Origin of the sequence: Halomonas alkalicola, from assembly GCF_030704205.1 — a bacterium.
GTDB lineage: Bacteria > Pseudomonadota > Gammaproteobacteria > Pseudomonadales > Halomonadaceae > Halomonas > Halomonas alkalicola.
On the sequence record NZ_CP131913.1, the window covers coordinates 630,486 to 657,393 of the forward strand.

General features: G+C 69.0%; 26 protein-coding genes and 1 pseudogene. 6 read left to right on the forward strand and 21 right to left on the reverse strand.

Annotated features, from left to right (window positions below; translation table 11 throughout):
• Nucleotides 1-3 precede the first annotated feature (3 nt).
• Nucleotides 4-705, forward strand: coding sequence for an aspartate/glutamate racemase family protein (locus tag B6N23_RS03070; RefSeq protein WP_305501714.1), 702 nt, complete (start codon nt 4-6; stop codon nt 703-705).
• A 147-nt stretch (nt 706-852) separates the two neighbouring features.
• On the opposite strand, the gene B6N23_RS03075 is transcribed toward B6N23_RS03070, so the two are convergent.
• Nucleotides 853-3,063, reverse strand: a complete 2,211-nt coding sequence (locus B6N23_RS03075; RefSeq protein ID WP_305501717.1) for an OsmC domain/YcaO domain-containing protein — start codon at nt 3,061-3,063, stop codon at nt 853-855.
• Between the two features lie 119 nt (nt 3,064-3,182).
• Here B6N23_RS03075 and B6N23_RS03080 point away from each other — a divergent pair, with 119 nt between their 5' ends.
• A complete protein-coding gene (locus B6N23_RS03080; protein ID WP_305501719.1) occupies nt 3,183-3,812 on the forward strand; it encodes a CIA30 family protein in 630 nt (209 codons plus the stop codon).
• A 29-nt stretch (nt 3,813-3,841) separates the two neighbouring features.
• On the opposite strand, the gene B6N23_RS03085 is transcribed toward B6N23_RS03080, so the two are convergent.
• The 3 genes from B6N23_RS03085 to B6N23_RS03095 form a co-directional block, all read right to left on the reverse strand.
• Nucleotides 3,842-4,042: a hypothetical protein gene (locus B6N23_RS03085; protein WP_305501721.1), complete on the reverse strand. Its 201-nt coding sequence runs from the start codon at nt 4,040-4,042 to the stop codon at nt 3,842-3,844.
• Between the two features lie 3 nt (nt 4,043-4,045).
• A complete protein-coding gene (locus tag B6N23_RS03090; RefSeq protein WP_305501723.1) occupies nt 4,046-4,864 on the reverse strand; it encodes a class I SAM-dependent methyltransferase in 819 nt (272 codons plus the stop codon).
• 131 nt (nt 4,865-4,995) lie between these two features.
• Nucleotides 4,996-6,558 carry a glutamate synthase-related protein gene (locus B6N23_RS03095; RefSeq protein WP_305501725.1) on the reverse strand — a complete coding sequence of 521 codons (1,563 nt, stop codon included), beginning with the start codon at nt 6,556-6,558 and terminating at the stop codon, nt 4,996-4,998.
• Nucleotides 6,559-6,789: 231 nt separating this feature from the next.
• Between B6N23_RS03095 and B6N23_RS03100 the strand changes: the two genes are divergently transcribed.
• Nucleotides 6,790-7,380 carry a LysE family translocator gene (locus B6N23_RS03100; protein ID WP_305501728.1) on the forward strand — a complete coding sequence of 197 codons (591 nt, stop codon included), beginning with the start codon at nt 6,790-6,792 and terminating at the stop codon, nt 7,378-7,380.
• Here the strand turns inward: B6N23_RS03100 and B6N23_RS03105 are convergent.
• From B6N23_RS03105 to B6N23_RS03185, 17 genes and pseudogenes are all read right to left on the reverse strand, one after another.
• Nucleotides 7,345-8,199 carry a helix-turn-helix transcriptional regulator gene (locus B6N23_RS03105; RefSeq protein WP_305501730.1) on the reverse strand — a complete coding sequence of 285 codons (855 nt, stop codon included), beginning with the start codon at nt 8,197-8,199 and terminating at the stop codon, nt 7,345-7,347. The two genes, B6N23_RS03100 and B6N23_RS03105, sit on opposite strands and share 36 nt — an antisense overlap.
• Nucleotides 8,200-8,598: 399 nt before the next feature.
• Nucleotides 8,599-8,988: a DUF1801 domain-containing protein gene (locus B6N23_RS03110; RefSeq protein ID WP_305501737.1), complete on the reverse strand. Its 390-nt coding sequence runs from the start codon at nt 8,986-8,988 to the stop codon at nt 8,599-8,601.
• Between the two features lie 105 nt (nt 8,989-9,093).
• The gene (locus tag B6N23_RS03115; RefSeq protein WP_305501739.1) at nt 9,094-10,779 is read right to left on the reverse strand and encodes a methyl-accepting chemotaxis protein; all 1,686 of its coding nucleotides are present in this window, start codon (nt 10,777-10,779) and stop codon (nt 9,094-9,096) included.
• A 105-nt stretch (nt 10,780-10,884) separates the two neighbouring features.
• On the reverse strand, nt 10,885-11,238 hold the full coding sequence (locus tag B6N23_RS03120; RefSeq protein WP_305501742.1) for a DUF1428 domain-containing protein: 354 nt from the start codon (nt 11,236-11,238) through the stop codon (nt 10,885-10,887).
• Nucleotides 11,235-11,645, reverse strand: coding sequence for a YciI family protein (locus tag B6N23_RS03125; protein WP_305501744.1), 411 nt, complete (start codon nt 11,643-11,645; stop codon nt 11,235-11,237). The genes B6N23_RS03120 and B6N23_RS03125 overlap by 4 nt, the downstream gene beginning before the upstream one ends.
• On the reverse strand, nt 11,642-12,487 hold the full coding sequence (locus B6N23_RS03130; RefSeq protein WP_305501746.1) for a YciI family protein: 846 nt from the start codon (nt 12,485-12,487) through the stop codon (nt 11,642-11,644). The genes B6N23_RS03125 and B6N23_RS03130 overlap by 4 nt, the downstream gene beginning before the upstream one ends.
• An 88-nt stretch (nt 12,488-12,575) precedes the next feature.
• On the reverse strand, nt 12,576-13,823 hold the full coding sequence (locus tag B6N23_RS03135; RefSeq protein ID WP_369424870.1) for an RNA polymerase sigma factor: 1,248 nt from the start codon (nt 13,821-13,823) through the stop codon (nt 12,576-12,578).
• 127 nt (nt 13,824-13,950) lie between these two features.
• A pseudogene (locus B6N23_RS03140) lies at nt 13,951-14,756 on the reverse strand (DUF2182 domain-containing protein).
• The gene (locus B6N23_RS03145) at nt 14,753-15,340 is read right to left on the reverse strand and encodes a DUF1326 domain-containing protein (RefSeq protein ID WP_305501750.1); all 588 of its coding nucleotides are present in this window, start codon (nt 15,338-15,340) and stop codon (nt 14,753-14,755) included. Before B6N23_RS03145 ends, B6N23_RS03140 begins: the two are co-directional and overlap by 4 nt.
• Before the next feature lie 218 nt (nt 15,341-15,558).
• Nucleotides 15,559-16,137 (reverse strand): TetR/AcrR family transcriptional regulator, encoded by a 579-nt coding sequence (locus B6N23_RS03150; RefSeq protein WP_305501755.1) that lies wholly within the window; start codon nt 16,135-16,137, stop codon nt 15,559-15,561.
• A gap of 119 nt (nt 16,138-16,256) precedes the next feature.
• Nucleotides 16,257-17,177, reverse strand: a complete 921-nt coding sequence (locus B6N23_RS03155) for a metal ABC transporter permease (protein ID WP_305501757.1) — start codon at nt 17,175-17,177, stop codon at nt 16,257-16,259.
• Nucleotides 17,174-18,385: a metal ABC transporter permease gene (locus B6N23_RS03160; protein ID WP_169958087.1), complete on the reverse strand. Its 1,212-nt coding sequence runs from the start codon at nt 18,383-18,385 to the stop codon at nt 17,174-17,176. The genes B6N23_RS03155 and B6N23_RS03160 overlap by 4 nt, the downstream gene beginning before the upstream one ends.
• Nucleotides 18,385-19,182, reverse strand: coding sequence for a metal ABC transporter ATP-binding protein (locus B6N23_RS03165; protein ID WP_305501760.1), 798 nt, complete (start codon nt 19,180-19,182; stop codon nt 18,385-18,387). Before B6N23_RS03165 ends, B6N23_RS03160 begins: the two co-directional genes overlap by 1 nt.
• On the reverse strand, nt 19,182-20,180 hold the full coding sequence (locus B6N23_RS03170; protein ID WP_305501763.1) for a metal ABC transporter solute-binding protein, Zn/Mn family: 999 nt from the start codon (nt 20,178-20,180) through the stop codon (nt 19,182-19,184). The genes B6N23_RS03165 and B6N23_RS03170 overlap by 1 nt, the downstream gene beginning before the upstream one ends.
• Before the next feature lie 136 nt (nt 20,181-20,316).
• Nucleotides 20,317-21,378 (reverse strand): serine hydrolase, encoded by a 1,062-nt coding sequence (locus B6N23_RS03175; RefSeq protein WP_305501765.1) that lies wholly within the window; start codon nt 21,376-21,378, stop codon nt 20,317-20,319.
• Entirely contained in the window at nt 21,375-22,508 is a 1,134-nt protein-coding gene (locus B6N23_RS03180) for an acyltransferase family protein (RefSeq protein ID WP_305503937.1), read from the reverse strand. Before B6N23_RS03180 ends, B6N23_RS03175 begins: the two co-directional genes overlap by 4 nt.
• Before the next feature lie 50 nt (nt 22,509-22,558).
• Nucleotides 22,559-22,924: a hypothetical protein gene (locus B6N23_RS03185; RefSeq protein ID WP_305501767.1), complete on the reverse strand. Its 366-nt coding sequence runs from the start codon at nt 22,922-22,924 to the stop codon at nt 22,559-22,561.
• Between the two features lie 206 nt (nt 22,925-23,130).
• Here B6N23_RS03185 and B6N23_RS03190 point away from each other — a divergent pair, with 206 nt between their 5' ends.
• From B6N23_RS03190 to B6N23_RS03200, 3 genes are all read left to right on the forward strand, one after another.
• Nucleotides 23,131-23,607, forward strand: a complete 477-nt coding sequence (locus tag B6N23_RS03190; protein ID WP_305501769.1) for an aminoacyl-tRNA deacylase — start codon at nt 23,131-23,133, stop codon at nt 23,605-23,607.
• A gap of 126 nt (nt 23,608-23,733) precedes the next feature.
• A complete protein-coding gene (locus B6N23_RS03195; RefSeq protein WP_305501771.1) occupies nt 23,734-24,894 on the forward strand; it encodes a ChaN family lipoprotein in 1,161 nt (386 codons plus the stop codon).
• A gap of 4 nt (nt 24,895-24,898) precedes the next feature.
• A complete protein-coding gene (locus B6N23_RS03200; RefSeq protein WP_305501773.1) occupies nt 24,899-26,878 on the forward strand; it encodes a M1 family metallopeptidase in 1,980 nt (659 codons plus the stop codon).
• Nucleotides 26,879-26,908 lie beyond the last annotated feature (30 nt).

Genomic DNA, 26,908 nt, shown 5'->3' on the forward strand with positions numbered 1-26,908 from the left:
CCCATGACGCACACCCGTGGAGACGCCACTCCGCCGGCCAGCGTGCGCGTGCTGGCCATCAATCCCAACACCAACCCGACCGTTACCCAGCGGGTGCAGGCGGTGCTGCAGGCCCAGGCGCCGCCCGGGGTGCTGATCGAGGCGGTCAGCCCGCCCCAGGGGCCCCGGGCGGTAGAGAGCGGGCAGGACAAGACCCGCGCCGCCGGCCACGTGATGGCACTGATCGAGCGCCGCCTGGCGCAGGGCTACGCCGGCTATATCCTCGCCTGTTTCGATGACATCGCCGTGGCCGAGGCCCGAACCCTGACCGGCGCCCCGGTGGTCAGCCTGGCGGAGGCCGGCATTCGCCGCGCCGACGCCACCGGCGGCCCCTTCACGGTGATCACCACCTTCGAGGGGGCCGTGGCCACCATCGAGTCGCTCTGCGAGGACTACGGCGTGAGGGAGCGCTGCCGCGTGGTGGCCACCGGCATCGGCGTGAGCGACACCGCGGCGCGCACCCCGGAGGCCGAGGCGCGGCTGGCGAGGCTCTGCGAGCAAGCCCGTGCCGAGGGCGCGCGTGCCATCGTGCTGGGCTCCGGCGCCTTCGCCGGGCGCGGTGAGGAGCTGGCCGCCCGCCACGGCCTTCCGGTGATGGACGGTTTCGCCGAGGCGCTGGCCTTCGTGCTGCACCAGGTGGAACCCGAGAGGGCCCAGGACATCTAGCGCCCGCCTCCTCTCCTGCCGGTTTCTTCAACCCAAAGCCAAGGACCCAAAGCCAAGGCCCCCGAACCAGTCACCTGATTCGGGGCCTTGTCATATGGGGCGATGCCTCGGGTGCTGGCCCAGACGGCGGCGCGGTATCGCCGCCGCTCAGGCCGGGGCGCGCATCCCCGCCCGGCGGGCCCGGGCGGCGTGGAGCTTCCTGTAGCTCTCGATCAGGCGCTGATGCTTCTCCAGCCCCTCCAGGGCCATGCTGGTGGGCGTGAGGCCGTGGAAGCGCACCGTGCCCAGCACCGAACCGATCACCGCCTCGATGGTCGCCTCGCCGAACATGCGGCCGAGGTTGTGGCGGAAGTCGTCGACCTCCAGCTCGTCATCCAGCACGATCTCTAGCACCGCCTGCACCGCGCGGTAGAAGAGGTTGCGCTCCACGGTGTTGTCGTTGTACTGCAGGAACATCTCGACCCGCTCCAGGGCCTCCTCGTGCTGGCCCAGCGCCAGGTTGAGCAGCAGCTTCAGCTCGAGGATGGTCAGCTGGCCCCAGTCGGTGTTCTCATCGAACTCGATGCCGATCAGGGTGATGATGTCCATGTGCTCGTCGAGCTGGCTCTCCTCCAGGCGCTCGAGCAGCTCGGCAAGCCGGTCATCCTCCAGGCGGTGCAGGTTGAGGATCTCTTCGCGGTACTGAAGCGCCACGTTGGTGTTGTCCCACACCAGATCCTCCACCGGATAGACCTCGGAGAAGCCCGGTACCAGGATGCGACAGGTCGGCGCGCCGAGCTCGTCGCGCACGGCCACGTAGGCCTCGAGCTCCAGCTCCTCGAGGATGCCGAACAGGGTCGCCGCCTCCTGCTCGTTACTGTTGGCGCCGCTGCCGGAGAAGTCCCAGTCGCAGAAGTCGATATCCGAGCGGGCGCTGAAGAAGCGCCAGGAGATCACCCCGGAGGAGTCGATGAAGTGCTCGACGTAGTTGTTGGGCTCGGTCACCGCCATGGAGTTGAAGGTGGGCGGCAGAAAGTCGTTGAAGCCCTCGATGCTGCGCCCCTGCAGCAGCTCGGTGAAGGTGCGCTCCAGGGCCACGTGGAAGCTCGGGTGGGCGCCGAAAGAGGCGAAGACGCCGCCGGTCTTGGGGTTCATCAGGGTGACGCACATCACCGGGAACTGGCCGCCGAGCGAGGCATCCTTGACCAGCACCGGGAAGCCCTGGGCCTCCAGCGCCTCAATGCCCTCGACGATCTCCGGATAGCGCGCCAGCACCTCGGCCGGCACGTCGGGCAGCGCCAGCTCCTCCTCGATGATCTTGCGCTTCACCGCCCGCTCGAAGATCTCCGAGAGACACTGCACCTGGGCCTCGGCCAGGGTGTTCCCCGCGCTCATGCCGTTGCTGAGGTAGAGGTTCTCGATCAGGTTCGAGGGGAAGTAGACCGTCTCGCCGTCGGAGTGGCGCACGAAGGGCAGCGAAACGATGCCGCGATCCGCCCGGCCGGAGTTGGTGTCGATCAGGTGCGAGCCGCAGAGCTCCCCCTCCGGGTCGTAGATCTCCCGGGTGTAATCGTCGAGGATCTCCGCCGGCAGCGCGTCGCCCGGCCCGGGCTGGAACCACTTCTCGTCGGGGTAGTGGACGAACTCGGCGTCGGCGATCTCCTCGCCGAAGAACTGGTCGTTGTAGAAGAAGTTGAAGTTGGTGCGCTCGATGAACTCGCCCAGCGCCGAGCAGAGCGCGCTCTCCTTGGTGGCGCCCTTGCCGTTGGTGAAGCACATCGGCGAGGCGGCATCGCGGATATGCAGCGACCACACATGAGGCACGATGTTGCGCCAGGAGGCGATCTCGATCTTCATGCCGAGCTCGGCCAGGATGCCGGTCATGTTGGCGATGGTCTGCTCCAGCGGCAGGTCCTTGCCCTCGATCCACGTATAGTCGTCGCCGTCAGGCTGGCCCATCAGCAGCGCCTGGGCGTCCTCGTCGATGTTCTCGACCACCTCGATCTGGAACTCGGGGCCCTCCTGCACCACCTTCTTCACCGTACAGCGGTCGATGGAGCGCAGGATGCCCTGGCGGTCCTTCTCGGAGATATCCTCGGGCAGCTCGATCTGGATGCGGAAGATCTGCTTGTAGCGGTTCTCCGGGTCGACGATGTTGTTCTGCGACAGCCGGATGTTCTCGGTGGGGATGTCCCGGGCGTTGCAGTAGACCTTGACGAAGTAGGCCGCACACATCGCCGAGGAGGCCAGGAAGTAGTCGAAGGGCCCCGGCGCCGAGCCGTCGCCCTTGTAACGAATGGGCTGGTCGGAGATGACCGTGAAGTCGTCGAACTTGGCCTCCAGGCGGAGGTTGTCGAGATAGTTGACCTTGATTTCCATGGGGCACCGGGGGAGCGTTGGGCGTGAACGAACGAAACCGGGCATTATCCCGGTTTTGGCGCCGGACGTCTCGGCAGGGTTACAAAATGGCACCCAGATCGCCACGATGAGGAACCGTCATGCCGCGCTTTCTAATGCTCACCATGATCGTCGTCGTCAGCACCGTCGCTGCCATGTTCGCGTTTCTCATCTTCTTCTCGGACGTGCAGGCCAGCGAGCCTCCGGCTACCGTGACCGCACAGACACAGGGTGAGCCCATGACCTACCTGATCGACTTCCAGGACCCCGGCGAGGCCAACCGCTGGCGCGCCATCAACGACAGCGTGATGGGTGGCGTCTCTCGCGGCGGCCTGGCGGTGGAGGATGGCATCGGCGTCTTCCGCGGCGAGACGTCGCTTGAAAACAACGGCGGCTTCGCCTCGGTGCGCCGCGACCCCGAGGCCTTCGACCTGAGCGACGCACCAGGCCTGGCACTCCATGTGCGCGGTGATGGGCGCACCTACCAGCTGCGCCTCTACACCGGCCAGCTGCCGGAGGGCGCCGCCTACCGGGCGAGCTTCCAGCCGCCCGCCGGCGAGTGGCAGCGCGTTGAGGTCTCCTGGCACGACTTCGAGGCGGTGTTTCGCGGCCGACTGCTGGAGGGCATGCCGCCTCTCGATCCCGCAGGGGTTGATCAAGTGGGGCTGATGATCGTCGACAGGCAGGCAGGGCCCTTTCGGCTGGAGGTGGCCTGGCTCGGTGCGCCGTGAGCAGTGGGGGTACATCCCCGCTTCCACCGTTACATCGCCCGCATATGCGAGCCCACCCCCAGCACCATGACGACCATCCATACCAGAAAGAGCAGCACCAACCCGGCCAGCACCAGCGCCACCAGTCGCGCCGGGCCGAACGCCCCCTTCTGCCGAGGCCCGCGCAGCAGGAAGACCCCGGCCGCCGCCAGTAGCGGCAGCATGGCGAGAAGCCCGATGCTCGTTGCCATGGTCTACGCCCGGGTGGCCAGGGTCAGCAGGTAGCGGTTCTCGACCACCGCCGTGCCATCCGTCGCGCGATTGTAGCGGCTGAAGACCTCATGCAGGTCGCTGCGGAAGCGCTCGCGCCGCTGCTCGCCTGCCGCATCGGAAGCCCGCATGACTGGGCCGAAATAGCGCAGGAACACTTCCACCGCGTGGTCGACGGAGCGGTAGTACTGCAGGGCGATGCGCTCCTCGCTCTCGATGGTGCGGATGCCAGCGCCGAGCAGCGCGTCGAGACCGGCCTCGGTGCCCCAGCGCAGCGGTGGATGAAGGCCGGGTGGTGGCGGCATGTACCTGGCATTGGTGGCGAAGAAGTCACCGCTCCAGCCCTTCGGCAGCGGTGTGGCCAGGCCGATCCGTCCTCCAGGGCGGCAGACGCGCAGCATCTCGTCGGCGGCGCGAGCCTGGGCCGGGGCGAACTGCACCCCGTAGACGGAGAGCACCGCATCGAAGTGGGCATCCGGGAACGGCAGCGCCTGGGCGTCGGCCACCCGGAAATCCACCTCGAACCCCTCGGAGGCGGCTCGTTGCCTGGCGCGCTCGATCAGAGCCGGCACATAGTCGATGCCGGTCACCTCGCAGTAGCGCCGTGCGGCGACCAGGGCGGCGGTACCGCTGCCGCAGGCGATGTCCAGCGCGCGCTCGCCGCCATGGGGGTCCACCGCGGCGCACAGCGCCTCGGCCATGACCACGTTCTGGCGGGCGATCTCGTGGAAATCGCCGCTGGCCCACACCTCCTGCTGCCGTGCGGTCACGGCCTGATAGTCGACCTCGGGCTTCTCGCTCATGCTTCCCCCCCTGGCCCGGCATTCCCCCGAGGGGGACACCGCGGCCCTCTTTCCCTTCAGCGTAATCCGCCGGGAGCTACTCGCCAGTCGCAAGACGACGCCAGGGGTGGGGAAGCCCTGACCGAGGGGTGTCAGCGCCCGGGGTCCATGACCCCCACGTAGCGCCCCCCGCTGAGCAGCGCCATCTCGCGCTTCCAGGTGGCCAGGTCGTCGGAGTTGAAGCCGGCCAGGCTGTCGTGGCCACAGGCCCGCGCCATCACCTGCATCAGCGCCGTGGAGGCACGCAGGAAGCGCTCGAGCTGGGCGGCGGACTTGTCGACATCCAGCCGCTGGCGCAGGTCCGCACGCTGGGTGGCGATGCCCGCCGGGCAGTTGTTGGTGTGGCAGATGCGCGCCGCCACGCAGCCGATGGACTGCATGGCGCTGTTGGCGATGGCCACCCCATCGGCGCCCAGCGCCAGGGCCTTGACGAAGTCGATGGGCAGGCGCAGGCCACCGGTGATGATCAGGGTCACGCGGCCGCTGGCCCCCTCGGCGTCCAGGTAGCGCCGGGCCCGGGCCAGCGCCGGGATGGTCGGCACGCTGATATGGTCGCGGAACATGGTGGGGGCCGCCCCGGTGCCGCCCCCGCGGCCGTCGAGGATCAGGTAGTCGGCCCCGGCGTCCAGAGCGAACTGGATATCGCGCTCGATATGGTTGGCGCTCAGCTTGAAGCCCATGGGAACGCCGCCGGTGATTTCGCGCACGCGATCGGCGAAGCGTCGGAAGTCCGCCACGCTGTGCAGGTCCTCGAAGGTGGCCGGCGACACCGCGGGCTGGCCCTCCTCGAGCCCGCGCACCTCGGCGATCTTGCCGGTCACCTTGTTGCCAGGCAGGTGGCCGCCGGTGCCGGTCTTGGCGCCCTGGCCGCCCTTGAAGTGGAAGGCCTGTACCTTCTCGAGCAGCTGCTCGTCATACCCGAAGCGGGCGCTGGCCAGCTCATAGAAGTAGCGGGAGTTCTCGGCCTGCTCCTCGGGCAGCATGCCACCCTCGCCGGAGCAGATGCCGGTGCCGGCCCGCTCGGCCCCGCGGGCGAGCGCCACCTTGGCCTCCTCGGAGAGGGCGCCGAAGCTCATGTCGGAGACCAGCAGCGGCATCTCCAGGGTCAGCGGCCTCTTCGCCTCGGGGCCCACCACCAGGCGGGTGGCCACCTCGGCACCATCGAGCAGCGGCTGGGTGGCCAGCTGCGCCACCATCAACTGCAGGTCGTCCCACTGGGGCAGGGTGTGGCGCGGCACGCCCATGGCGCTCATCGGGCCGTGGTGGCCAACCCCTTCGATCCCCTCCTTGGCGAGCTGGTGGATGAACTCCACGGTGGGCTCTTCCTGACTGGCCTTGGGGGCGGGTTGGCCACCGCTGCCCTGTTCGGCGGCGGCGTCCTTGCTTTCGGGGCTCTGCTGGCCCACGTCATCGTCACTGAACTGCTTGTGGGTGCCATCACAGAACGGCGCATCCTGGGTATGCTTGCACTGGCAAAGAAAGGCGTCCCCCTCCTTATCGGCCTTGAACATCTTGGGGGTGATGCCAGTCCCCGAGTGTGAGCCGTCACAGAACGGCTGGTCGCCAGAGCGTCCGCACATGCAGAACGCGTACTCCTCACTTTTTTTCAAGCTTACTTTGGCCGGCTTGTTATCAGCGATGATAGGTTGGCTCATGAGGACTCCATGTCGTCATTATTGGCTTGCGACGGGTGTCAGGCCCGGCGCATGGCGCTATTCGTCAACGGTCGTTGCCACTACTCATTGAGCTAGCCTGGAGGGTTTCGTTCAATGCCGGCAAGCCAACCCCTTCAATAGGCATTGGCTATGACTGACACCTCAATTTCGTTCAATATCGGTCGACGTCGCTACGCCAGACTCCTGGCAATCTGTTCCAGGAGACGAACGATGAACCTTGCCATGATCCTGCCGATGTCGGCCTTTGCCCTGGCGGCATCCATTTCACCGGGGCCGGTGAACCTGGTATGCCTCAGCAGCGGTACTCGCTACCCCATCTCACGCGGACTGCTCTTCGTTACCGGCGCCACCCTGGGCTTTATTGTTCTGTTCCTTGCCGTTGGCCTCGGTCTCTACTCACTGCTGACGATGGTGCCAGGGTTGGAGGATGCGCTACGCTGGGCCGGCGTGACATTCCTGCTCTATCTAAGCGTGCGGTTGTTTCGCGATGATGGTCGTCTGCCGGAAGGTGATACGCAACGTGCTCCCGGGTTTTTAGCCGGCGCGCTGATGCAGTGGCTGAACCCAAAGGCCTGGCTGGCGTCAGCCTCCGGCATCGGCGCCTACACTGGCGGAGATGTCGGCCTGCTGTGGCTGTTCGCCGCCCTCTATCTGCCCATCTGCTGGCTTTCGCTGGGCAGTTGGGTCTATGCCGGTGTTTTTCTGCGCCGTTACGTGCAGCGCCCTGGCGTACTGATCACCATCAATCGAGGGCTGGCGGTGCTGCTAGCGGTCAGCTGCGTCTATCTCGTATTCGAGTAGCGAGCTCCGGTACTGATGGGGTGTAGCGGCGACTAGGCGCTTGAAGGTGCGCTGAAAATGCGGCTGGTCGCTGAAGCCGGCATTCAGCGCCGCCTCGGCGATCGGCTTGCCAAGCTTGAGCTCCCGCTGCCCCAACTGGATACGGCGATTGATCAGGTAGGCATGCGGTGTGAGGCCAAAGTGCTGCTTGAAGGCGCGGATCAGGTGGCCGGCGCTGTAGCCGGAGCGCTGGCAGAGGGCATCGAGGGATACATCCTCAGCAACGTGCTCGTCGAGGTAAGCGGCTAACTCGCACAGGGTGGCCGGCGGTAGCGAGCGCAGCCTGGCCGGCTGCCCCGACAGGTGATGCATCAGCGCCGAAAGATATTCGACCAGCTCGCTCTGCTTGTTCAGAAGGTCGCGCTGTGGGTCCAGCAGGGCGTCGGTCATACGGTGATAGCCGGCATACCAGCTCGGGTCTGCCATCACCGCGGTGGGAATGTCCTGCCAGCATGGCGTATCGATCAGCCCCGCTGCATGGCGCAGCCGAGTCAGCCACTCGGCGTCCACGTAGAGCATGCGGTAGGCCCAGGGCTGGCCGTCGACAGGGTTGCAGGCGTGCACCCAGTCCGGGTTCATCAACACTAGGTGCCCCGCGCAGATGCGATACTCGTCATCGAGATAATGAAAGGTGCTCTCTCCGGCGGCCACTGCCCCCAACGACCACTGGGTATGGCTGTGACGGGCGTAGCCGACCTGACGGCCATCCTCGACCACGCGCAGCTCCACATGGGGCATACGCGGATCGCGCCAGAAATGGGGCTGGTGGGCATGTGCCATGCTCGAATCGTCTCGCTACCAAGGAAAGAAGCGTGCTCAGCCTCAATGCGATAACTCTACGATACTCGCCGCCGTCCTTCGAGGATGCTGGCGACTCGGCAGCGCTACGCGCTGCAATCGCGAATAAATTCGCTCCCACACGGTTGAGGTGGCGCCGAAGCAGATGATGGTATTGGCCTGACCCAGCAGCGCTGCGCGCTGCGATCGCGAATAAATTCGCTCCCACACGGTTGAGGTGGCGCCGAAGCAGATGATGGTATTGGCCTGACCCAGCAGCGCTGCGCGCTGCAATCGCGAATAAATTCGCTCCCACATGGGAGTGGCGCCAAGGCCAATGTAGGAGTGACTTCAGTCACGATGAGGTTGGGTTGGCCGGCAGCGCGGCGCCTGGCTACCGGGTCACTTTCGTCGTTCCAGGCGCCCCTTGCGGCGCACGATGCTCTTGTAGTCCCACTGGATATCCCGCGCCTTGCCGAGCCAGCGGTGTAGCATCTCTGCATCGATCTGCTCCACCGCGGTATAGCGGGCCTCCGCAGCCTTGAAGCTGCCCTCCTTGCGCAGCCCGCTCTCATCGAAGGATTGTCCGCTCCAGAACAACAGCCGCACGCAGTGCTTGAGCTTGCTGTAACCAACGATGGGGTTGCCCTCCAGAAACCACACGGGATGGGCATGCCATAGCTTGCCCTCTGCGTCGGGCAGATAGCGCTCGATGGCATGGGCCAAGTACTCGCATATCTCCCGGTCGGCCGGCGCCTGGCGCGCGTGATACGTCTGGATATCGGGATGCATGGCGACTCTCCTGTAGCAATATCACTTCCAGGATAATCGGTCAGGAAGGCAGCGATTCGACAGCCGCCCCTAGGGAGCGGCTGTCGCGAGCTGAATTGGCGGTGCCTAGAACTCGGACCAGTCTTCGACGGTTTCAGAGGGTTTCTTGTAGGACTGCCTGGGCGCTTCCGCGGTGGGCTTGGCCGGCGCCTCCGGCGGCCGGCTGCGCTCACTCGGTTGATGCGTAAGCTGTGTGGCTTGTGCAGCGTGCTCATCGACGCGGAAGGTGGCGATCAGCTCGGCGAGACGCTTGGCCTGATCTTCCAGGGAGGCAGCAGCGGCGCTGGTCTGCTGCACCAGCGAGGCATTCTGCTGGGTGACCGAGTCCATCTCGGTAATGGCGCTGTTGATCTGCTCGATGCCGCTGTTCTGCTCACGGGTCGCGCTGGATATCTCGCCCATCAGTGCCGTAACCTGGCGGATCGACTCCACGGTGTCGCCGATGGTGGCGCCGCTACGTTCGGCCTGCTCGGCGCCGCTGGCGATCTTGGTGGTGGTCTCTTCGATCAGCTTGCGGATCTCCTTGGCCGATTCGGCGCTACGCGAGGCAAGATTGCGTACTTCGCTAGCCACGACGGCAAAGCCACGCCCCTGCTCACCGGCGCGAGCCGCTTCCACCGAGGCGTTGAGGGCAAGGATATTGGTCTGGAAGGCGATCGAGTCGATCACGCCGATGATATCGTTGACGCGACTGGCACTGGCGGATATCTCGCGCATCAGCTGTACGGTGTGCTCGACCTCCTGTCCACCGGCCTCTGCACGCTGCGAGGCAGACGCCGAGAGGCCATCGGCCTCCTGGGCAGTCTCGGTGTTCTTGCTTACCGTGGCGGCCATTTCTTCCATGCTGGAGGCAGTCTGCTGGAGCGCCGAGGCTTGCTGCTCGGTGCGCGATGAGAGGTCCTGACTGCCCGAGGCGATCTCACCGGCGCCGAGGAATACGCTGTCGCTGCTGCTACGCAGCGAGACGACCAGCGTTTTGAGCTTCTCCTGCATACGTGCCAGGGCGCTGAACAACTGGCCGATCTCGTTGCGACCGCGGTCGCGAATCTGTTCGGTAAGATCGCCGTCGGCAATCCGCTCGAAGTGCTCGACGGCCTCACGCAGTGGCGTGACCACGACCCGCATCATCGCCATGCGAATGGCCACTGCGGCAACCAGCGCCACTACCAGCAAGGTTACGGCAATCATGGTGACGCTGTCGCCAAGCCGGCCAACCTGCTCGATCACGGTGTCACCGCGCCGCTCGGAGTAGGCAACGAAGGCTTCCATGGCCGCATCCAGTTCGGCGCCGAGTTCGGTCATCTGATCCTGGCTGCGCTGGATCTGGAAAGGCGCGGCGTCCATCAGCGGCTCGAGCCCCTCAACCACATAGGCGTCAAAGGCAGCAATGATCGCTGCCACGTAGGGTGCGCGAGAATCGTCGGCGTCGATGGGCACGGCGCGGAATGCATCGAAACGCTGATGGGCGTCGGCCAGCGCTTCCAGCGCCTGTTGCTGGCTCAGTTGACCGCGTTCAGGATTGCCCTGGGTACTGAGACTGGCGAAGCGGTCCAGCATGATCTGCGCACGCAGCACATTGACCTGGGTGCGATTGGCCAGGGTGGAGAGTTCCACATTGGTTTCCGCGAGTTCGTGGAGCGCTTCTTCACTGGTGGCACTGGCGTAGAAGCCCAGCCCGCTGATCAAGCCGATCATCAGTACCAGCGCGGCCAGCGCCGCCGTCAGGCTCCACTTGATGGATAGATGTTTCATCTGCCTCGTTCCCCTGCGATGGCGATATTCAACACTTCATCGGCGGCGCAGGGGGAAGGTTGAGGCACGAAAGAGTCGATTACGACTAATGGATAATACGCATGGCTACTCGTCCACCACGACCTCGAAGCCACCGTAGATCAGCCGCTTGCCATCGAACGGCATCGGGTTGACATCGGGCTGCAGGCGCGGATCCTCCATCACCTTGGCCATGCCGCGATCACGCACCACACGGGAGGGCCACAGCAGCCAGGAGAAGATCACCGTCTCGTCCGGCCGGCACTGCACGGCCAGGGGGAAGGAGGTGACCTTGCCCTCGGGCACGTCATCCCCCCAGCACTCCACCACGCGCAGCGCACCGTGCTCCTTGAACACCTCCGCGGCATCTCGAGCATGCTGGATGTACTGCTCGCGGTTGGCGGTGGGCACCGCGGCGACGAAGCCATCGACATAGTTCATGGGGTCTCTCCTCCTATTGGGGGCCGCGACGGGGCGGTCTCGGGTGCCGGGTCAGGGGGTGGCAGCTCGCGGATCGGCCGCACTTCGACGGTGCCGAAGCGCGCCGGCGGAATGCGCCCGGCGAGGCGCAGCGCCTCGTTGAGGTCGCGGGCCTCGAGCAGGTAGAAGCCCGCCAGCTGCTCCTTTGTCTCGGCGAAGGGGCCATCGGAGACCAGCGGCTCGCCGTCGCGAAGGCGCACGCTGACCGCGCTCTCCACCGGCTGCAGTGCCTGGCCGCCGAGGAAGTGCCCCTGCTCGGTCAGCCGTTCCACCCCGGCCACGCACTCCTGATTGAGGTCGTGCCACTCCTGGTCGGTCATGGCGGCGATCAGGCTCTCCTGGTAGTAGACCAGGGCGGCATACTTCATGACGCACCTCCCGTTTCCTGATCCAGGCAGTGGCCGGTCCGGCAGGCGATCATCCAGGGCATCCCGAAGCGGTCGGTGAGCATGCCGAAGCGCCGCGCCCAGAAGGTCTCGGCGAAGGGCATGGCGACCTCCCCGCCCTCGGCAAGCCGTCGGAACACCTCGGCGGCCTGGGCCTCGTCGTCATACTCCAGGTGCACCCGGGCGCCCTGGGGAGCACGGTAGTCCTCTCCCGGCATGTCCGCCCCCATCAGCCGGCGGCCGCGCAGGTTGAGCGAGGCGTGGATGATGCGGTCGTGCCAGTCCGCCGGGACCTCCGCGGCGGTCGGGGTCTCGCCGTAGGTGATCAGCGCTTCCAGATGGCCGCCGGTGACCTCGACGTAGTAGGTCATCGCCTCCCGGCAGGTGCCGGGGAAGGTCAGATGCAGGTTGAGCTCGTCGGGCAGCCGGGCCTGGACGCGATGCTGCTCGAGGCCGGCGCTCGGCGCGAAGTCCTCGAGGGTGTAGTAGCGGCGCAGCTCCAGGGTGACGTTGCCGTCGCTGTCCTCGGGGGGCCACTGACTGGCCCAGCGGATCGCCTCCTCCAGGGAATCGACCTCGAGCACGCTGTAGCCGGCCAGCAGCTCCTCGCTGGGCGCGAAGGGGCCGACCACCACCTTGGGCTCGCCGTCGCGGAAGATCAGGCGGCAGCCCTCGCGGCTCGGCCTCAGGCCATCCCCGGAGACCATCACCCCGGCCCTGAGCATCCGCTGGTTATAGTCGGCCATGGCGGCGAGCACCTTCACATCCGGCTGGGGATCCGACTCCGTACGGGCATCGGCCTTGCGCATCAGCATGTAACGCATGACATCCTCCTTAGCTGTGGGTTACCTCCTTGAGTCGCGCCGGCTCGACGCAGATCGACAGCCGACAGGTTTTTTTCGCCCCGCCTGCTCAGCATTCGAGCTCGGCCAACCGGCGTTCGAGGTAGCGCCGCTCGGCCCCCTGGCCGCACAGCGCAAGGGCCTGCCGATAGGCGAGGAGCGCCTCGTCGGACCGGCCGGCGCGGCGCAGCAGGTCGGCCCGGGCGGCATGGAAGAGGTGATAGTCGGCCAGGGCGGCCTCATCCCCCAGCGTCGCCAGCTGGTGCAGGCCCGCCTCCGGGGTATCGCGCATGGCCACCGCCACCGCCTGGTTGAGGGCCACCACCGGCGAGGGCTGGCGGCGCTGGAGCGCCGCGTAGAGCCGTACGATGCGAGCCCAGTCGGTGGCCTCGGCCCGGGGCGCTTCGGCGTGCACCGCGGCGATGGAGGCCTGCAGGGTGTAGGGGTCGATGGGGGTGAGCTCCAGCGCCCGGGCCAGGCAGGCCAGGCCCTGTTCGATACGCTCCCGGTCCCAGCGCCCTCGATCCTGCTCCTCCAGGGGGACCAGCTCGCCATCGGCGCCCTGGCGTGCGGCGCGGCGAGCATCATGCAGCAGCATCAGCGCCAGCAGGCCGAAGGCTTCGCCCCGGGGCAGCAGCTCGACCAGCGCGCGGGCGGTGCGTATCGCCTCCTCGGCCAGGCTGACGTCGAGCAGCGCCTCTCCGTCGCTGCGCGAGTAGCCCTCGTTGAACACCAGGTAGAGCACCCGCAGCACCCCGGCCAGGCGTTCCGGCAGGGCCGCGGCCTCAGGCACCTCGTAGGGCAGGCCCAGCTCGCGCAGGCGCCGCTTGGCCCGCACGATGCGCTGGGCCAGGGTAGCGGGCCTGGCCAGCAGGGCCGCAGCCACCTGCTCGGTGGTCAGGCCGCACATCTCGCGCAGGGTGAGCGCCACCCGGTCCGCCATGGCCAGTGCCGGGTGGCAGCAGGTGAAGAGCAGGCGCAGCATGTCGTCCTGGATCGTCACGGCATCGAGGGACTCAAGGGCATCGAGCCCGGCCGGCAGGGACGCCTCCTCCAGGGGGGTCTGCTCCCGGGCATGGCGGCGGATCACCTGGCGCCGCCGGATCTGGTCGACGCCGCGGCGCTGGCCGACACGAATCAGCCAGGCGACGGGATGCTCGGGCACGCCCTCCCCCGGCCACTGCTGCACCGCACTGGCGAAGGCCTCCTGCATCGCCTCCTCGGCGAGGTCGAAATCGCCGGTCAGCCGGATCAGGGTGGCCAGCACCCTGGCAGAGTGCTGCCGGTAGAGCCGCTCGATCTGCTGCTCCATGCTCATGGGGAATCACCGCTGCCTGGACATCCCTTCAGCATAGACGGCAAGCCGAATCACCCTGGCCGTTGGCCACCGGGGGGCGAGGCCATCGCGGGCCCCGCCTCGCCTGTCGTCGGGCCAAGAAGCGGCCTCAGTGGGCGCCATGGAGAGGGATGCCGTGCGGCACGGGGTCAGGCGTCAGGCCAGGTAGCCAGGCCGGCTCCACGATCACCAGCAGCCCCAGCAGGATCAGCGCCACGCCAACCGGGCGCACCAGGCGCGCGCCGTGGCGCCCGACCTTCTCGTAGAGCATCAGGGCGGCGAGCGGGGCCATCCAGGCCAGGTTGGCGATCCCGACCACGAACATCACCAGCAGCAGCCGAGGCAGAAGGCCCCGTGGCGCAGCCCCAGGGCGAAGCCGCCGGCCACGCCGCGCCGGTAGTGGTTGAGCAGGAAGGCGCGGGGGGCTCGGCACTTGTCCAGGCAGCTCGCCTTGAGGGCGGAGAACTGGAAGGCCCCGGCGAGCACCAGCACGCCACCGGCCAGCCACTCGGGCCGCTGGTGCAGCCAGTGCCAGTGGGCACCGAGGCCCTCCAGCAGGGCCATGCCGATCAGTGCCGCCACGCCGAAGGCGGTCCAGACCACCAGGTAGCCGAAGAGGAAGCTGGCCCGAGCCAGCCGGGGGTGGGGCTGCCCCGCCGCCACCTGTCGATAGAGCCCGACCATGGGCAGGGCCGTCGGCAGCATCATCGCCGCGATATGTACCTGCCAGGCCACCAGGAAGAGCGCCAGGCTGGCCCAGAGGGCCACTCCGTCGACCACCAGCCGGTGGTGGTGCACCCACTGGGCCTGGCCGCTCAGCTCGGCACCCACGGCGAGGCCCCAGGCCACCACGATGATGCCCATCAGCAGGGAGGCATGTCGCCAGACGGGGCGCACGCCAGAAGCGGCGCTCATGGCGCATGCTCCATCATCCAGCGGGTCTGGATGGTGTTGTGGCCGTCGAAGGACCACTCCATGCCGTGCTGGGGCAGGGTCACCCGGTAGCGTCGCGACTTGCCGATATAGGCCGGGGCCCCCTTCACCGTGGTGAAGGCGCTGTCATGTAGGGTCGCAGTGGTGCCGTCCGGCGAGGACTGGATCGGTGCCAGTTCCGCCTCCAGCATGCCCTCGGCCACCAGGCTACCCTCGGCCTCGCGAGCCTCGTGGAGGATCGGCACCCGCTCGACGGCGACCACCTCCCCGACCAGGCTCGCCAGGTCGGCCAGCGGCCCGCCCAGCTTGCCACCGAAGGCATCCAGCAGGGCCTCGACCTGCTCATCGTCGGCGCGGCTGTCGACCAGCAGCACCGAGCGCCAGTTGCCGGACAGGGCATTGCCGGGGATGTGGGCGACGTTGACCAGGGTCAGGCCGGCGACATCGACGCCACGGGCCTTCCCCTTCTCCAGATGAAAGGCGATCACCCCGAAGCACTCGCCCCCATCCGGGTCCTCGCCGATGAAGCAGGGACAGGGGACCGCGCAGGAGCAGATCTCCAGCATGGTGCCTTTCAGGTGATAGCCCGAATTGGCTGTCGTGGTATTCGTTGTTGTGGTGTTCGTTGTTGTGATGTTCATGGCGCACCTCCACCAGCGTCAGGGTCGGATTTCCCCGCCGTGGTGGGATGTCGTGAGCGGTCACGGCACCGGCCACGCCGGGGCAGTCGCGCTCCACAGGCCGCCTGGTGCGGCCGGGTCCCTGGCAACCTCCTGGCGCTTCGTCATGACGCCCGGGTCGCCGCCGAGAAGGTGAAATCCAGCATCCGATCGAGGGGGGCCGGATCTCGCAGCAGGCGGCTGCGCAGGGCAGCGCCTTCCCAGCAGTTGAGCAGCAGATTGGCCAGTTCTCGCGGGTCAGCGTCCTGGGGGATCTCGCCCCGATGGCGAGCTTCCTCCAGGCAGCTGGCGATACGGCCGCTGATCTCGCCGAAACAGGCTTCGATCCTGGCCGCAAAGGTGGCATTCACGCCGGAGAGCTCCTGCCCCAGGCCGCCCAGCATGCAGCCCATATAGCCATCCCGACGGTACTTCTCCCGCGACAGCTCGAAGAAGCGCCGGGCTCGCGCAAGCGGGGCGAGCCGGGTGTCGCCCAGGGAAAGGTCCAGGCCCTGGTGCACCTCCTCCATATAGCGGTCGACGACCTGCAGGGCGAACTCCTCCTTGCTGGCGAAGTGGTGGTAGAAGGAGCCCTTGGGAATGCCGGTCTCCTTCAGCAGCACCTGGATCCCCAGGTCGTTGTAGCCGTGCTCCAGCAGCAGACGAAGCCCCGCCTCGAGCAGCCGTTCGCGGGTTGTCGCCATCTCACCTCCACTAGACTGACCGGTCTATTCTCAACATAGGACGCTACCAGGCGCTGTCAAGAAACTCGTGGATGAGTCGCCACGGAAGAGGCAGGGAGCGGGAAGGTACGGCGGCCTCCTCAGGCCACCGCCGCCCCGGTGCGTCGGCGCCGAGGACCGGCCAGGCAGGCGGCCAGCAGGATCAGGCCCGCGACGCTTGCGATCATGCCGGCGGCGCTGACCGAAAGGTCATGGCCCAGCCAGCCGGGACCGTGGCCGGCGAGCAGGTAGCCGAGCACCGCGGAGAGCACCGCGAAGAGCTGGCTCCAGGCGATCTGGCGCCCCAGGCGATTGGTCATCAGCCGCGCCGCGGCGGCCGGACAGATGAACATGGCGATGACGATGATCGAGCCCACCGCCTCGAAGGCGGCGATGGCGGCGATGGCCACCAGGGTCACCAGCAGCAGGTCGACCAGCGCCGGGCGGGCGTTGACGCTGGCGGCGAACTCCGGGTCGAAGCTGCCCAGCACCAGGTGGCGGCGCAGCACCACCAGCATGGCGACCACCAGCAGCCCCACCCAGGCGGCGCGGCCCAGCTGCGGGGGAAGGTCCGCCAGGGCCACCGGGTCGAGCAGCGCGGCGGGGCCGGTGCCCTCGAACCAGATCAGGCTCTCCAGGTTACCGTAGAGGGCGTGTTCCACGTCGAGGTGCACGCCGCTGGCGCCGTGCCACTCCAGCAGCAGCACTCCGAACGCGAACAGGCTGGTGAACACCACCCCCATGGCGGCGCTCGCCTCCACCCGCCCCAGGCGGCGGATCAGCTCGATCATCCCCACGGTGACCAGCGCCGAGACCCCGGCGCCCAGCATCATCGCCGAGGAGGCGAGCACCCCGGTAAGCAGGAAGCTGACCACGATGCCGGGCAGCGCCACATGGCTGATGGCGTCGCCGATCAGGCTCTGCCGGCGCAGCACCAGGAAATTGCCGAGCAGCGCGCAGGTCATGGAGATGATCACCGCCACGCTGAGCGGCACCAGGCTGAACATCATGAACTCGCTCATCGCGCGGCCTCCCGGCGGCCCAGCAGCTGCGTCTCCAGCGCCATGATCGCATCCGGAGAGAGCACCTCGTGGATCGGCACCAGCCCCGCGTGCTCGCGGTGCAGGGCGTCGTCGGGGTAGCGCGCCCGGTAGAGCGCCCAGAGGCGCTCCTCATGCTCGGCGTCGCGGGCGGCGGCGAGCCCCGCCGGGGTCGCCACGCCGTCGCGGCGGATATGGCCGCGCCGGCGCAGCAGGGTCAGGGTCAGGTCGTCGAAGATCGGCTCCTCGCGGGCCAGCGCCAGCAGCCCCTGGCGCAGATGCACCCGGCGGCGCAGGCGGCGATAGGCCAGCAGCGAGGCCAGGACGCCGCGGCGCGGCGAGAAGAGAAAGGAGACCATGAACAGCGCGAAGGCAGAGAGTACGATCAGCGGGCCGGTGGGCAACCCCTCGCGCACGCTGGAAACGGTCACGCCCAGGTAGCCGGCCAGGGCCCCGAGCAGCGCGGCCAGGGCCACCATGCGCATGGGCTGGTCGGTCCAGAAGCGCGCCGCCACCGGCGGAATGATGGTCAGGGCCACGATCAGGATCAGCCCGGTGACCTTGAGGCCGATCACCACCACCGCCATCAGCAGCATCAGCAGCACGAGGTCCAGGCGGCCGGTATCGAGCCCCTGGGTGCGGGCGAAGTCGGTGTCGAAACAGATCAGCAGCAGGTCCCGGCGCAGCACCAGCACCGCCAGCAGCAGGCCCAGGGCCGAGCCGGCGATCAGCTTGGCCTCGGAGGCGAGCATCCCGGCGGTGGCGCCCACCAGGTAGCCGGTGAGCCCGGCCTGGCCGGCCACCGCCATGGACTGGATCACGGTGATCAGCACCACGCCGAACGCAAAGAAGGAGGAGAGCACCGCGCCGATGGCGGCATCCTCGCCGAGCCGAGTACGCGCGCTGATCGCCTGCACCGCCCACAGCCCGATGGCCGCGCTGCCGGCGGCACCGAGCAGCAGCGCCGGCAAGTAGCGGCCGTCACCGGTGGCGAGCCCCACCAAGATGAAGGCCAGCGCCAGGCCGGGCAGGGTCGCATGGCTGATGGCATCGCTGACCAGGGCCCGCTTGCGCAGCAGCACGAAGGTGCCGACCATGCCAGCGCCCGCCGCCAGCAGCATGGCTCCCAGGGTCACCACGCTGGTGTTGTAGCCGAGGGTGAAGGTAAGCGCGCGCCACCAGGTCTCCATCAGCGCCCCCGCTCCGCCAGGGCCGGCTCCACCAGCCGCGCCAGCTGCACCGGGCTCAGCCGGCCGCCGTAGGTGGCCTGCAGGTTGGCCTCGGTGAACACCTCGTCCACCGGCCCCGCGGCGACGCGCCGGACATTGAGCAGCAGCACATGGTCGAAGTAGCTACGCACCGTGGCCAGGTCGTGGTGCACGCAGAGCAGGGTGCGCCCCTCGTCGCGCAGCGACTTGAGCACCTCGACGATGGCGGTCTCGGTGGCCGCGTCGACCCCGGCGAACGGCTCATCGAGGATGGTCAGGTCGGCCTCCTGGACCAGCGCACGGGCCAGGAAGACCCGCTGCTGCTGGCCGCCGGAGAGCTGGCCGATCTGGCGCTCGGCGAAGGCCTCCATGCCCACCCGGGCGAGGGCCCGCATGGCCCGGCGGCGCTGGCCACTGCCGCCGAACTGCCACCAGCGCAGGTCGCGGAACAGCCCCATGGCCACCACGTCGATCACCCGGGCGGGAAAATCCCAGTCGACGCTGTTGCGCTGGGGAACATAGGCGACATGGCGGGTCATCTGGTCGAAGGGGCGCCCGAACACCCGCACCTCACCGGTCAGGCGCCGGGTAATGCCCAGCGCCGCCTTGAGCAGGGAGGACTTGCCCGCCCCGTTGGGGCCGATGATGGCGCTCATGCTGCCCGGCGGCGTGACGAAGTCCACCGAGTGCACCACCGGGCGATGGTCATAGCTCACGGTCAGGCCCTGGATCGCGAGCGGGCTGGCGATCACCTCCTTGCCGAGGCGCGCATCGGGCATCAGGGGCGTTCCTCGAGGTGGCCGAGCCGGCCCAGGCGCCCGCCCTCGGGCACCTCGCCGCCCAGGGCCAGGGCGATCTGGCTGACGTTGTGGTCGAGCATGCCGAGCCAGGTGCCCTCGTAGCTGCCCTCGGGGCCCATGGCATCGGAGTAGAGTTCGCCGCCGATGCGCACCTCATGGCCGCGGGCGGCCGCCCCTTCCACCAGGGCGCGCACGTTGCGATCCGACACCGAGGTCTCGACGAACAGCGCGCCGATCTCGCGCTCTACCAGCATCCGCACCAGCGACTCGATGCGGGCCAGGCCCGCCTCGCTCTCGGTGGAGTAGCCCTGGATGCCGAGCACCTCGAAGCCGTAGGCATCGCCGAAGTAGCCGAAGGCGTCGTGGGCGGTGACCAGCACTCGCGCCTCCTCGGGCACGCTGGCCAGTACCTCCCGAGCATAGGCGTCCAGCGCCTCGAGCTCCTCGAGGTAGGCCTCGGCGCGCTCGGCGAAGCCCTCGGCGTGCGCCGGGGCCAGTTCGGTCAGGGCATCGCGCATCGCCTCCACGGCGTAGCGCCAACGGCCAGGGTCCATCCACACGTGGGGGTCGGGCTGGTCGGGGTACTCCTCGTCGGCCAGGCGCGCCTCGGCGGGCACCGCCTCCCCCACGGCGATCACCGGCTGGCGCTGGCCGAGGCGTTCGAGGAAGGACTCCAGCTGGGCCTCCAGGTAGAGGCCGTTCCAGAACACCGCGTCCGCACGGGTCATGGCGGTCACGTCGGTGCGGGTCTGGCGATAGAGGTGCGGGTCGACGCCGGGGCCCATCAGGCCGCGCACCTCGACGCGATCCCCCCCCACCTCGCGCAGCACATCGGCGATCATGCCGGTGGTAGCGACCAGCTGCAGGCGTTCATCGGCCGCGACGGCCGGTGCCGCGGCGGCCGTCGCCGCGACAAGACCAGCAACGGCGAGAGGCCGCGCGAAACAGGCAGGGATCAATTGACGCAGTCTCGACACGAGAGGCTCCTTCAGGCCAGAGGCATCCCCTTGCCACCAGGCGCAGGGAAGGAAATTGACCATAGGGTACCGCGAACCGCTCCCGATGCTAATCGAGCAGGGCTAGCCGCTTCATAGGCAGGATGCATGCCCCGCCTCAGGGCACGAGGAGGCCCGACTCGCGCAGCGCCCGGCCCACCTCGCTCAGGGTCGCCTCCGAGTGCTCGATATCGCGCTCGCCCCGGGTGCAGGCGACCACCACCCAGCGCCGCTCGACGGCGCCCTCGCCGCGAAAGGCGATGCCGGCGTCGCAGCTGCGCCGGTGCTGGGTGCCGGTCTTGTGGGCGAAGCGGATATCGTCCCCCAGGCCCGCCTTGAGCCGCGCCTCGCCGCTGGTGGTGCGCGCCATGATCGCCAGCAGCTCGGCGGTGGCCGCGGGCCCCAGCGCCCGCCCCTCGCCGATGGCCGCGAGCAGCGCGCCGAAGGCGTCCAGGCGCCCGGCGTTGAGCCCGCTCGCGTAGTAGGCGTCGAAGCCGGCATCCAAGCTCGGCAGGGCAAACTCGCCTCGCGGCACGCCGAGGCGCTCGGCCAGGGCGTCGAGGCGGGCGTCATCCTCCTCGACCTGGCGCAGCCGGATGAAGTCCATCCCGGTGAGCGCCCGGGCCCCGGGATGCAGATACCCGTAAGCCTCGCGGCGCACCTCCAGCAGCGGGGTGATGGGGCCGAGCCCGCCACCGGAGAGCGCCTGGGCGCGGTCGTTCACCGCGGCGAGGCCCAGCCGGCCGATCAGCAGGTCGCTGGCGGTGTTGTCGCTCTCGGTGAGCATCGGCTCGAGCAGCTCGCCAAGCGCCAGGGTCGTGCCCGGCTCCGCCCAGTTGATGGGCCCGGCGCCGTCCACGTAGTCGCGCTCCTTGAGCACCAGCGTCTCGTCGAGGGAGAGCGCGCCGGCCTCGCGCCGGGCGAGCAGCTCCACGGCCACCGGCACCTTGACCAGCGAGGCCAGGTACCAGGTCTCGTCGTCGCGCCAGCCGAACCGCTCGCCTCGGTCTACCGAGCCGTCCCTCGCCCCCAGTTCGCGCACGTGAAGGCCGATCTCGTCTTGCCCCTCGGCCTCCAGGGCGGCCAGCCGGGCCTCGAGCTCGGGCGCCCAGGCGCTGCCGGCCAGGGCCTGCGCGGCCATCACCAGGCTCGAGATGGCGACAGCGGTGAGCCACGTCATCCGCGCTTCTCCCGCAACCAGCCGGTCAGGGCGATCCAGCCGGCGGTGGCCAGCACCAGGGCCACCCCGATGCCCAGCACCTGGGGGTAGGAGTAGACCTGCCAGGCCTCCAGCAGGTAGCGGAAGACCCCGAAGATCACCACGATATGGAAGATGAAGGCCTTGAGGGCGTCGCCGCCGATCAGGGTCAGCGGGCGCAGCCAGCGCGCCGCCGCCGCGCCGCCCTGGAGGCAGAGCGCCAGGATCACCAGGGCCCCGCCCAGGCTGAAGAGCATGAAGGCAAGCTCCGGCGGGTGCTTGCCGACGTTGCGTGCCACCGCCATCAGGGCATCGTCGACCGTGGTCTCCGCCTTGCCCAGGGCCAGGGCGAAGAAGGCGAGCAGCATCAGTGCGCCGGCGCCGGCGATGCTCAGCAGCACCCGGGCGCGCCGGGGCGTCCAGTAGCCGCGCAGCAGCGCCTCGCCGATCAACAGGCCCAGCAGCACCAGCGGCAGGCGCGAGAGCTGGCCCCAGGTGTAGTGGTTGGCGTCTTCAACAAGGATCGCCTTGAGCGGCTCGATGCCCCAGAAGCTGGCGTGACGCTCCAGCCAGCCCGCGGCCAGGGCGATGGCCACCGGCAGCAGCAGCCGCGACCAGAGCGGCAGGCGGCTCCAGAGGGGCAGCACCCAGGGCAGCCAGAGCAGGGCGATGGCGTAGAAGCCGAGGATCTCGACCCAGATCGGGAAGCGCTGGTAGAGCAGCGCGTCGAGGATGTCCTCCCGCGGGAAGATGGCCATCATCTCCACCACGGTGAGCACCTTGTACCAGAAGAACACCTCCAGGCCGCGCAGCATCAGGCGCAGGCGACGCGCCGACCAGTCCGCCTCGCCCATCCGCGGCAGGAAGGCCACCGCCAAGGCGATGCCGAACACCACGATGAACAGCGACGAGGAGAACTTGGTGATCAAGTGGACCGGCACCAGGCCCCAGTCGGGCAGCTGGCGAATGCCGAAGAGCCCGCTTACCGCGTGGCTTATGATCATCAGCGCGATGGCGATGCCCCGGGCCAGGTCGATCGCCTCGATGCGCCCCTCGGGGCGCGGTAGCACCGGGCGCTCGACGAGCCGCTGTTGGATGGCCTTCCCTTGCATCAAGTCGCTCTTCTCCTTGCTGTCAGTCGATTGGCTGTCAATCGACCGGCCTAGTCCGCCGTGGCAAGCACCTCGACCCGTTCCAGGGTGAGGCGGCGTCCCTCCTCCCGGGAGAAGGCGAACGCCCCCTCCACCCGAACCCGCTCGCCCAGGTGGGGCGCGATCGCCTCGTGGGGGAAGAGCTCCACCCGGTTGAGGTCCTCGTCCTCGATCCAGTAGTGCAGCGGCTCCTCGAAGTGGCGCACCACCCCTTCGGTGACCACCCGGCTGCCGCCGAGAGCCTCGCTGTCGGTGGCCAGCACCGCCAGAGGTGTCTCTCTGGGCCCCGAATCGCCACCGCAGCCGGCCAGCGCAAGCGCAAGCGCAAGCGCAAGCGCAAGCGCCGCCAGCAGGATGCCGCTTCCGAACCGCTTCACCGTAACGCCTCTCGTGATTGCCTTTGACACATCGCTTCCTCGTCAACCTTGCCTCTCAGGAGTGTATCGACAATTCCCCCGGTGCGATGCCATTCCCACTCACGCGATGAAGAGGATCATGCTCGAGGAAGAGGCGGGATGGCTATGCTGAGAGTGAGGATGCCCCCGTCAACCCCCCGGCCCATGCGTCCGGAAGAGAGCACGCCATGACCATGCCCATGACCCTCAAGGAGTATCTCGAGGCCTGTGACATCGACTACGAGGAACTCCCCCATCCCCGGGAGATCACCGCCAGTCGCATCGCCGAGACATCGAAGATTGCCGGCGATCGCATGGCCAAGGCGGTGATGCTCCACAGCGACTCCGGGTATCGCCTCGCGGTGATCCCCAGCAGCTGCGACGCCGACCTCGACCAGCTCTCGCGGATGCTCCACGAGAAGGTCTCCCTGGCCTCGGAGCAGCAGATCATGGAGCACTTCCGCGACTGCGACTGCGACCCCGGCGCCACCTCCCCGGTTGGCCAGGCCTGGGGTCTGCAGGTCTATGTCGACGACATGCTCAGGCACCAGCCCGACGTCTACTTCGATGCCGGCGACCACGAGACCCTGGTGCACATGAGCGGGCGGGAGTTCGACCGCCTGATGCACGACAGCCCCCACGGGCGCTTCAGCCGCCACTACTGACCCCGGTGCACGGGGTGGGTACCTGCCGGGCCGCGATCCGCGTTGATCGCGGCCCTTTCCTGCTGGCGAGCCGACTGCGCTATGGTAGCGGCCTGAGGCCCGCCGACTCGCCCGTCAGGAGCTCCCATGCCGCAGCAGCGTTCCCCTTTCCGTGCCCCATGCATCGCCGCCCTCCCCTTCGCCCTGATCCTCGCCGGCCTCCCCGCCGCCCAGGCCAGCGACTGCCCGGCCCCCGGCCAGTGGCAGCGCGCGGGCGCGGTCGTGGATACCGCCACGCTGATGGCCGACCTGGCCGAGCACCGCGTGGTGCTGCTCGGCGAGCAGCACGAGCGACTGGCCCACCACCGCTGGCAGCTGCACACCCTGGCCGGCCTGCACGCCCGCGAGCCGCGGATGGTCATCGGCCTGGAGATGCTGCCCCGGGAGGCCCAGCCAGCGCTGGACGCCTGGGTGGCCGGCGAGCTCGACGAGGCCGCCTTCCTGGCCGAGAGCGACTGGCTGGGTGCCTGGGGCTATGACCCCGACGCCTACCTGCCGATCCTGCACTTCGCGCGCATGCAGCGCATCCCGCTGCGGGCGCTCAACGTCACCCCGGCGCTGCGCCAGCGCATCGCCGAAGAGGGGTGGGAGGCCATTCCCCCGCAGGAGCGACACGCCATCACCCCGCCCGTCCCCGCCTCCGAGGGATACCGCGAGGCGCTGGCCGAGGTCTATGCCAACCACCCCAGCGCCGTGGACCCCGAGGCGGGCCTCGAGCGCTTCATCGATGCCCAGCTGGTGTGGGATCGCGCCATGGCCCAGGCCCTGGCCGAGGCCGCCGAAGAGGCGGCGCTGGTGGTGGGGCTGATGGGCCAGGGCCATGTCAGCCTAGGCCACGGCGTGCCCCACCAGCTGGCCGATCTAGGGATCGACGCCGCCGGGCTGCTGGCCTGGCAGCGGAACGACGGCTGCACGCCGCCGACGGGGCTGGCCGATGCGCTCTTTACCCTCGGCGACGAGGCCGCCTTCGAGCCCCCCGAGCCCCAGCGCCTTGGGATCCTGATCGCGGCAGACGAGGGCGGCGTGCGGGTGGTCAGGGTGATGGAGGAGAGCCTGGCCGAAACGCTGGGTCTGCAGCGTGATGATCTGATCGTCGAGGTCGCCGGCCGGCCAGTGCGCCGCCCCGGCGAACTCACCGACCTGGTACGCCGCCAGACGCCAGGCACCCTGCTGCCCCTCACCGTGACGCGCAATGGCAGCACCGAGGAGCTGCTGGCCCGCTTCCCGCTTCGCGACGGGGTGCGCTGAATCCATGGCGACAACGGGCCTGCCCCGCTGCCGCTCGCCTCTGGCCTGGGCCCTGCTCGGCGCGCTGCTGGCCGGTCCCGCCTGGGGGGAGGCGCTCGGGCCCGAGCGCCGGCTGACACTGCACCTCGATCCCGCCGAGCGAAGCCTCGCCGGCGAACTGGTGCAGCCGCTGCCCGACGGCGGTCGCTTCGCGCTGCTCGACGGGCTCGATGTCCGCGAGGCCCACTGCGGCGAGCGGACGCTCCGGCTGGCGCGGGACCACGAGGGCCGCTGGTTGGTTCCGGCCTGTTCCGCGCCGACGCTCACCCTGCGCTGGCAGGGGACGCTGCCCGAGGCGGAGCGGGAGACGCGCCACACCATCGCCGAGGCCGGCACCTTCCTGCCCACCCGGGGCGGCTGGTATCCCCACCTGGTGGAGGCGGCCGGGCCGCTCTCCCTCGAGGTGTATACCCCGGCCGGGCAGCGGGCGCTGGGCAGCGGCTCCCTGGTGGAGGAGCGGACCACGCCAGAAGGCAGGCTCGCCCGCTTCCACCACCCGCGGACCCGCGAGGTGGAGCTCGCCGCCGGCCCCTGGGCCCTGCGCGAGCGCGACGTGGGCGGGGTGACCCTGCGGGTGCTCTTCCCCGAGGCGCTGGACGCCGCCTTCGGTGCGACCTACCTGGAGCGGGCGGCGCACCACCTGGCCGCCTTCCAGGCCCGGCTGGGGCGCCTGCCCTTTGCGAGCTTCAGCATCGCCGCCTCGCCGGCGCCGGTGGGGGTCGCCTTTCCCGGCTTCACGCTGCTCGGCGAGCGGGTAATCCCGCTGCCCTTCATTCCCGACACCTCGCTGCCCCACGAGATCATGCACGCCTGGTGGGGGGCCGGCGTGCTGGTGGACTACGCCGAGGGCAACTGGGCCGAGGCGCTGACCACCTACCTGGCCGACCACGCCGTGGCCGAGGCGGCCGGCGAGGATGCCGAGCTGCGCCGGGGCTGGCTGCGCGACCTCGCTGCGCTGCCCGCCGTCCACGAGCCGACCCTGCGCGACTTCCGCGGCGGCCCGGACCCCGCCGGCCGACTGATCGGCTACCAGCACGGCGCCCTTCTCTTTCACATGCTGCGAAAGCGCCTGGGCGACGCCGCCTTCGACGCCGCCCTGGTCGCCTTCGCCGGGCGCTGGATGCACCGCACCGCCGACTGGCAGGCCCTGGAGGCCGCCTTCAGCGAGGCGGCGGGCGAGGAGCTTGCCCCCTTCTTCGCCGCCTGGCGCGACCGCCCCGGCCGCCCGGCGCTGGCCCTGGAGGAGGTACGCTTCGAGGCCGAACCGGACGGCGGCTGGCTGCATGGCGTGCTGGTCCAGCGGGGCGAGCACGCCCCCTGGCCGATGAGCGTGCCCCTGGTGGTGGACACGGACGCGGGGCCGGTGACCCTGACCCAGCGCATGGAGAGCGCGCGCCAGCCCTTCGCCCTGCCGCTGGCGGGGCCCCCGCGGGCGCTCGAGATGGACCCCGACGCCGAGCTGCTGCGCCACCCCGGCGCGCTGCCCAGCGTGCTGCGCCGGTTGCTGCTCGACCCCGACACCCGGCTGGTGGCGCTGACGCCTGGCCGCACGGCGGAGCTGGAGGCGCTGGCCAGCCGGGCCCTGGGCCGCCGGCTCGCGTCGCTGCCCGCCGAGGAGGCACTGGATGGCGAGTGGGAGACCCTCGCGCCGCTGCTGGTGGTGGGCACCACCGACGAGGTCGTCGCATGGCGCCGGGAGCGCGGCCTCGCCGCCCCGCCCCGGGAGGGGCTGGAAGAGGCCGGTCGCGCAAGGGTCTGGATGCATCCGGAACACCCCATCGGCCTGCTCAGCGGCGACGACGCCGAGGGCCTGGCCATGCTCGCCGCCCGACTGCGCCACCATGGCCAGCGCAGCCACCTGGTGCTGGGCGAGGACGGCGAGACCCGTGACGCCGACACCTGGCCGGCAGAGGAAAATCCGCTGCGCATCGAGTGGGAGGAGTAGCCGTCGGGGATGGCCAGCCGCCGCCCAGAC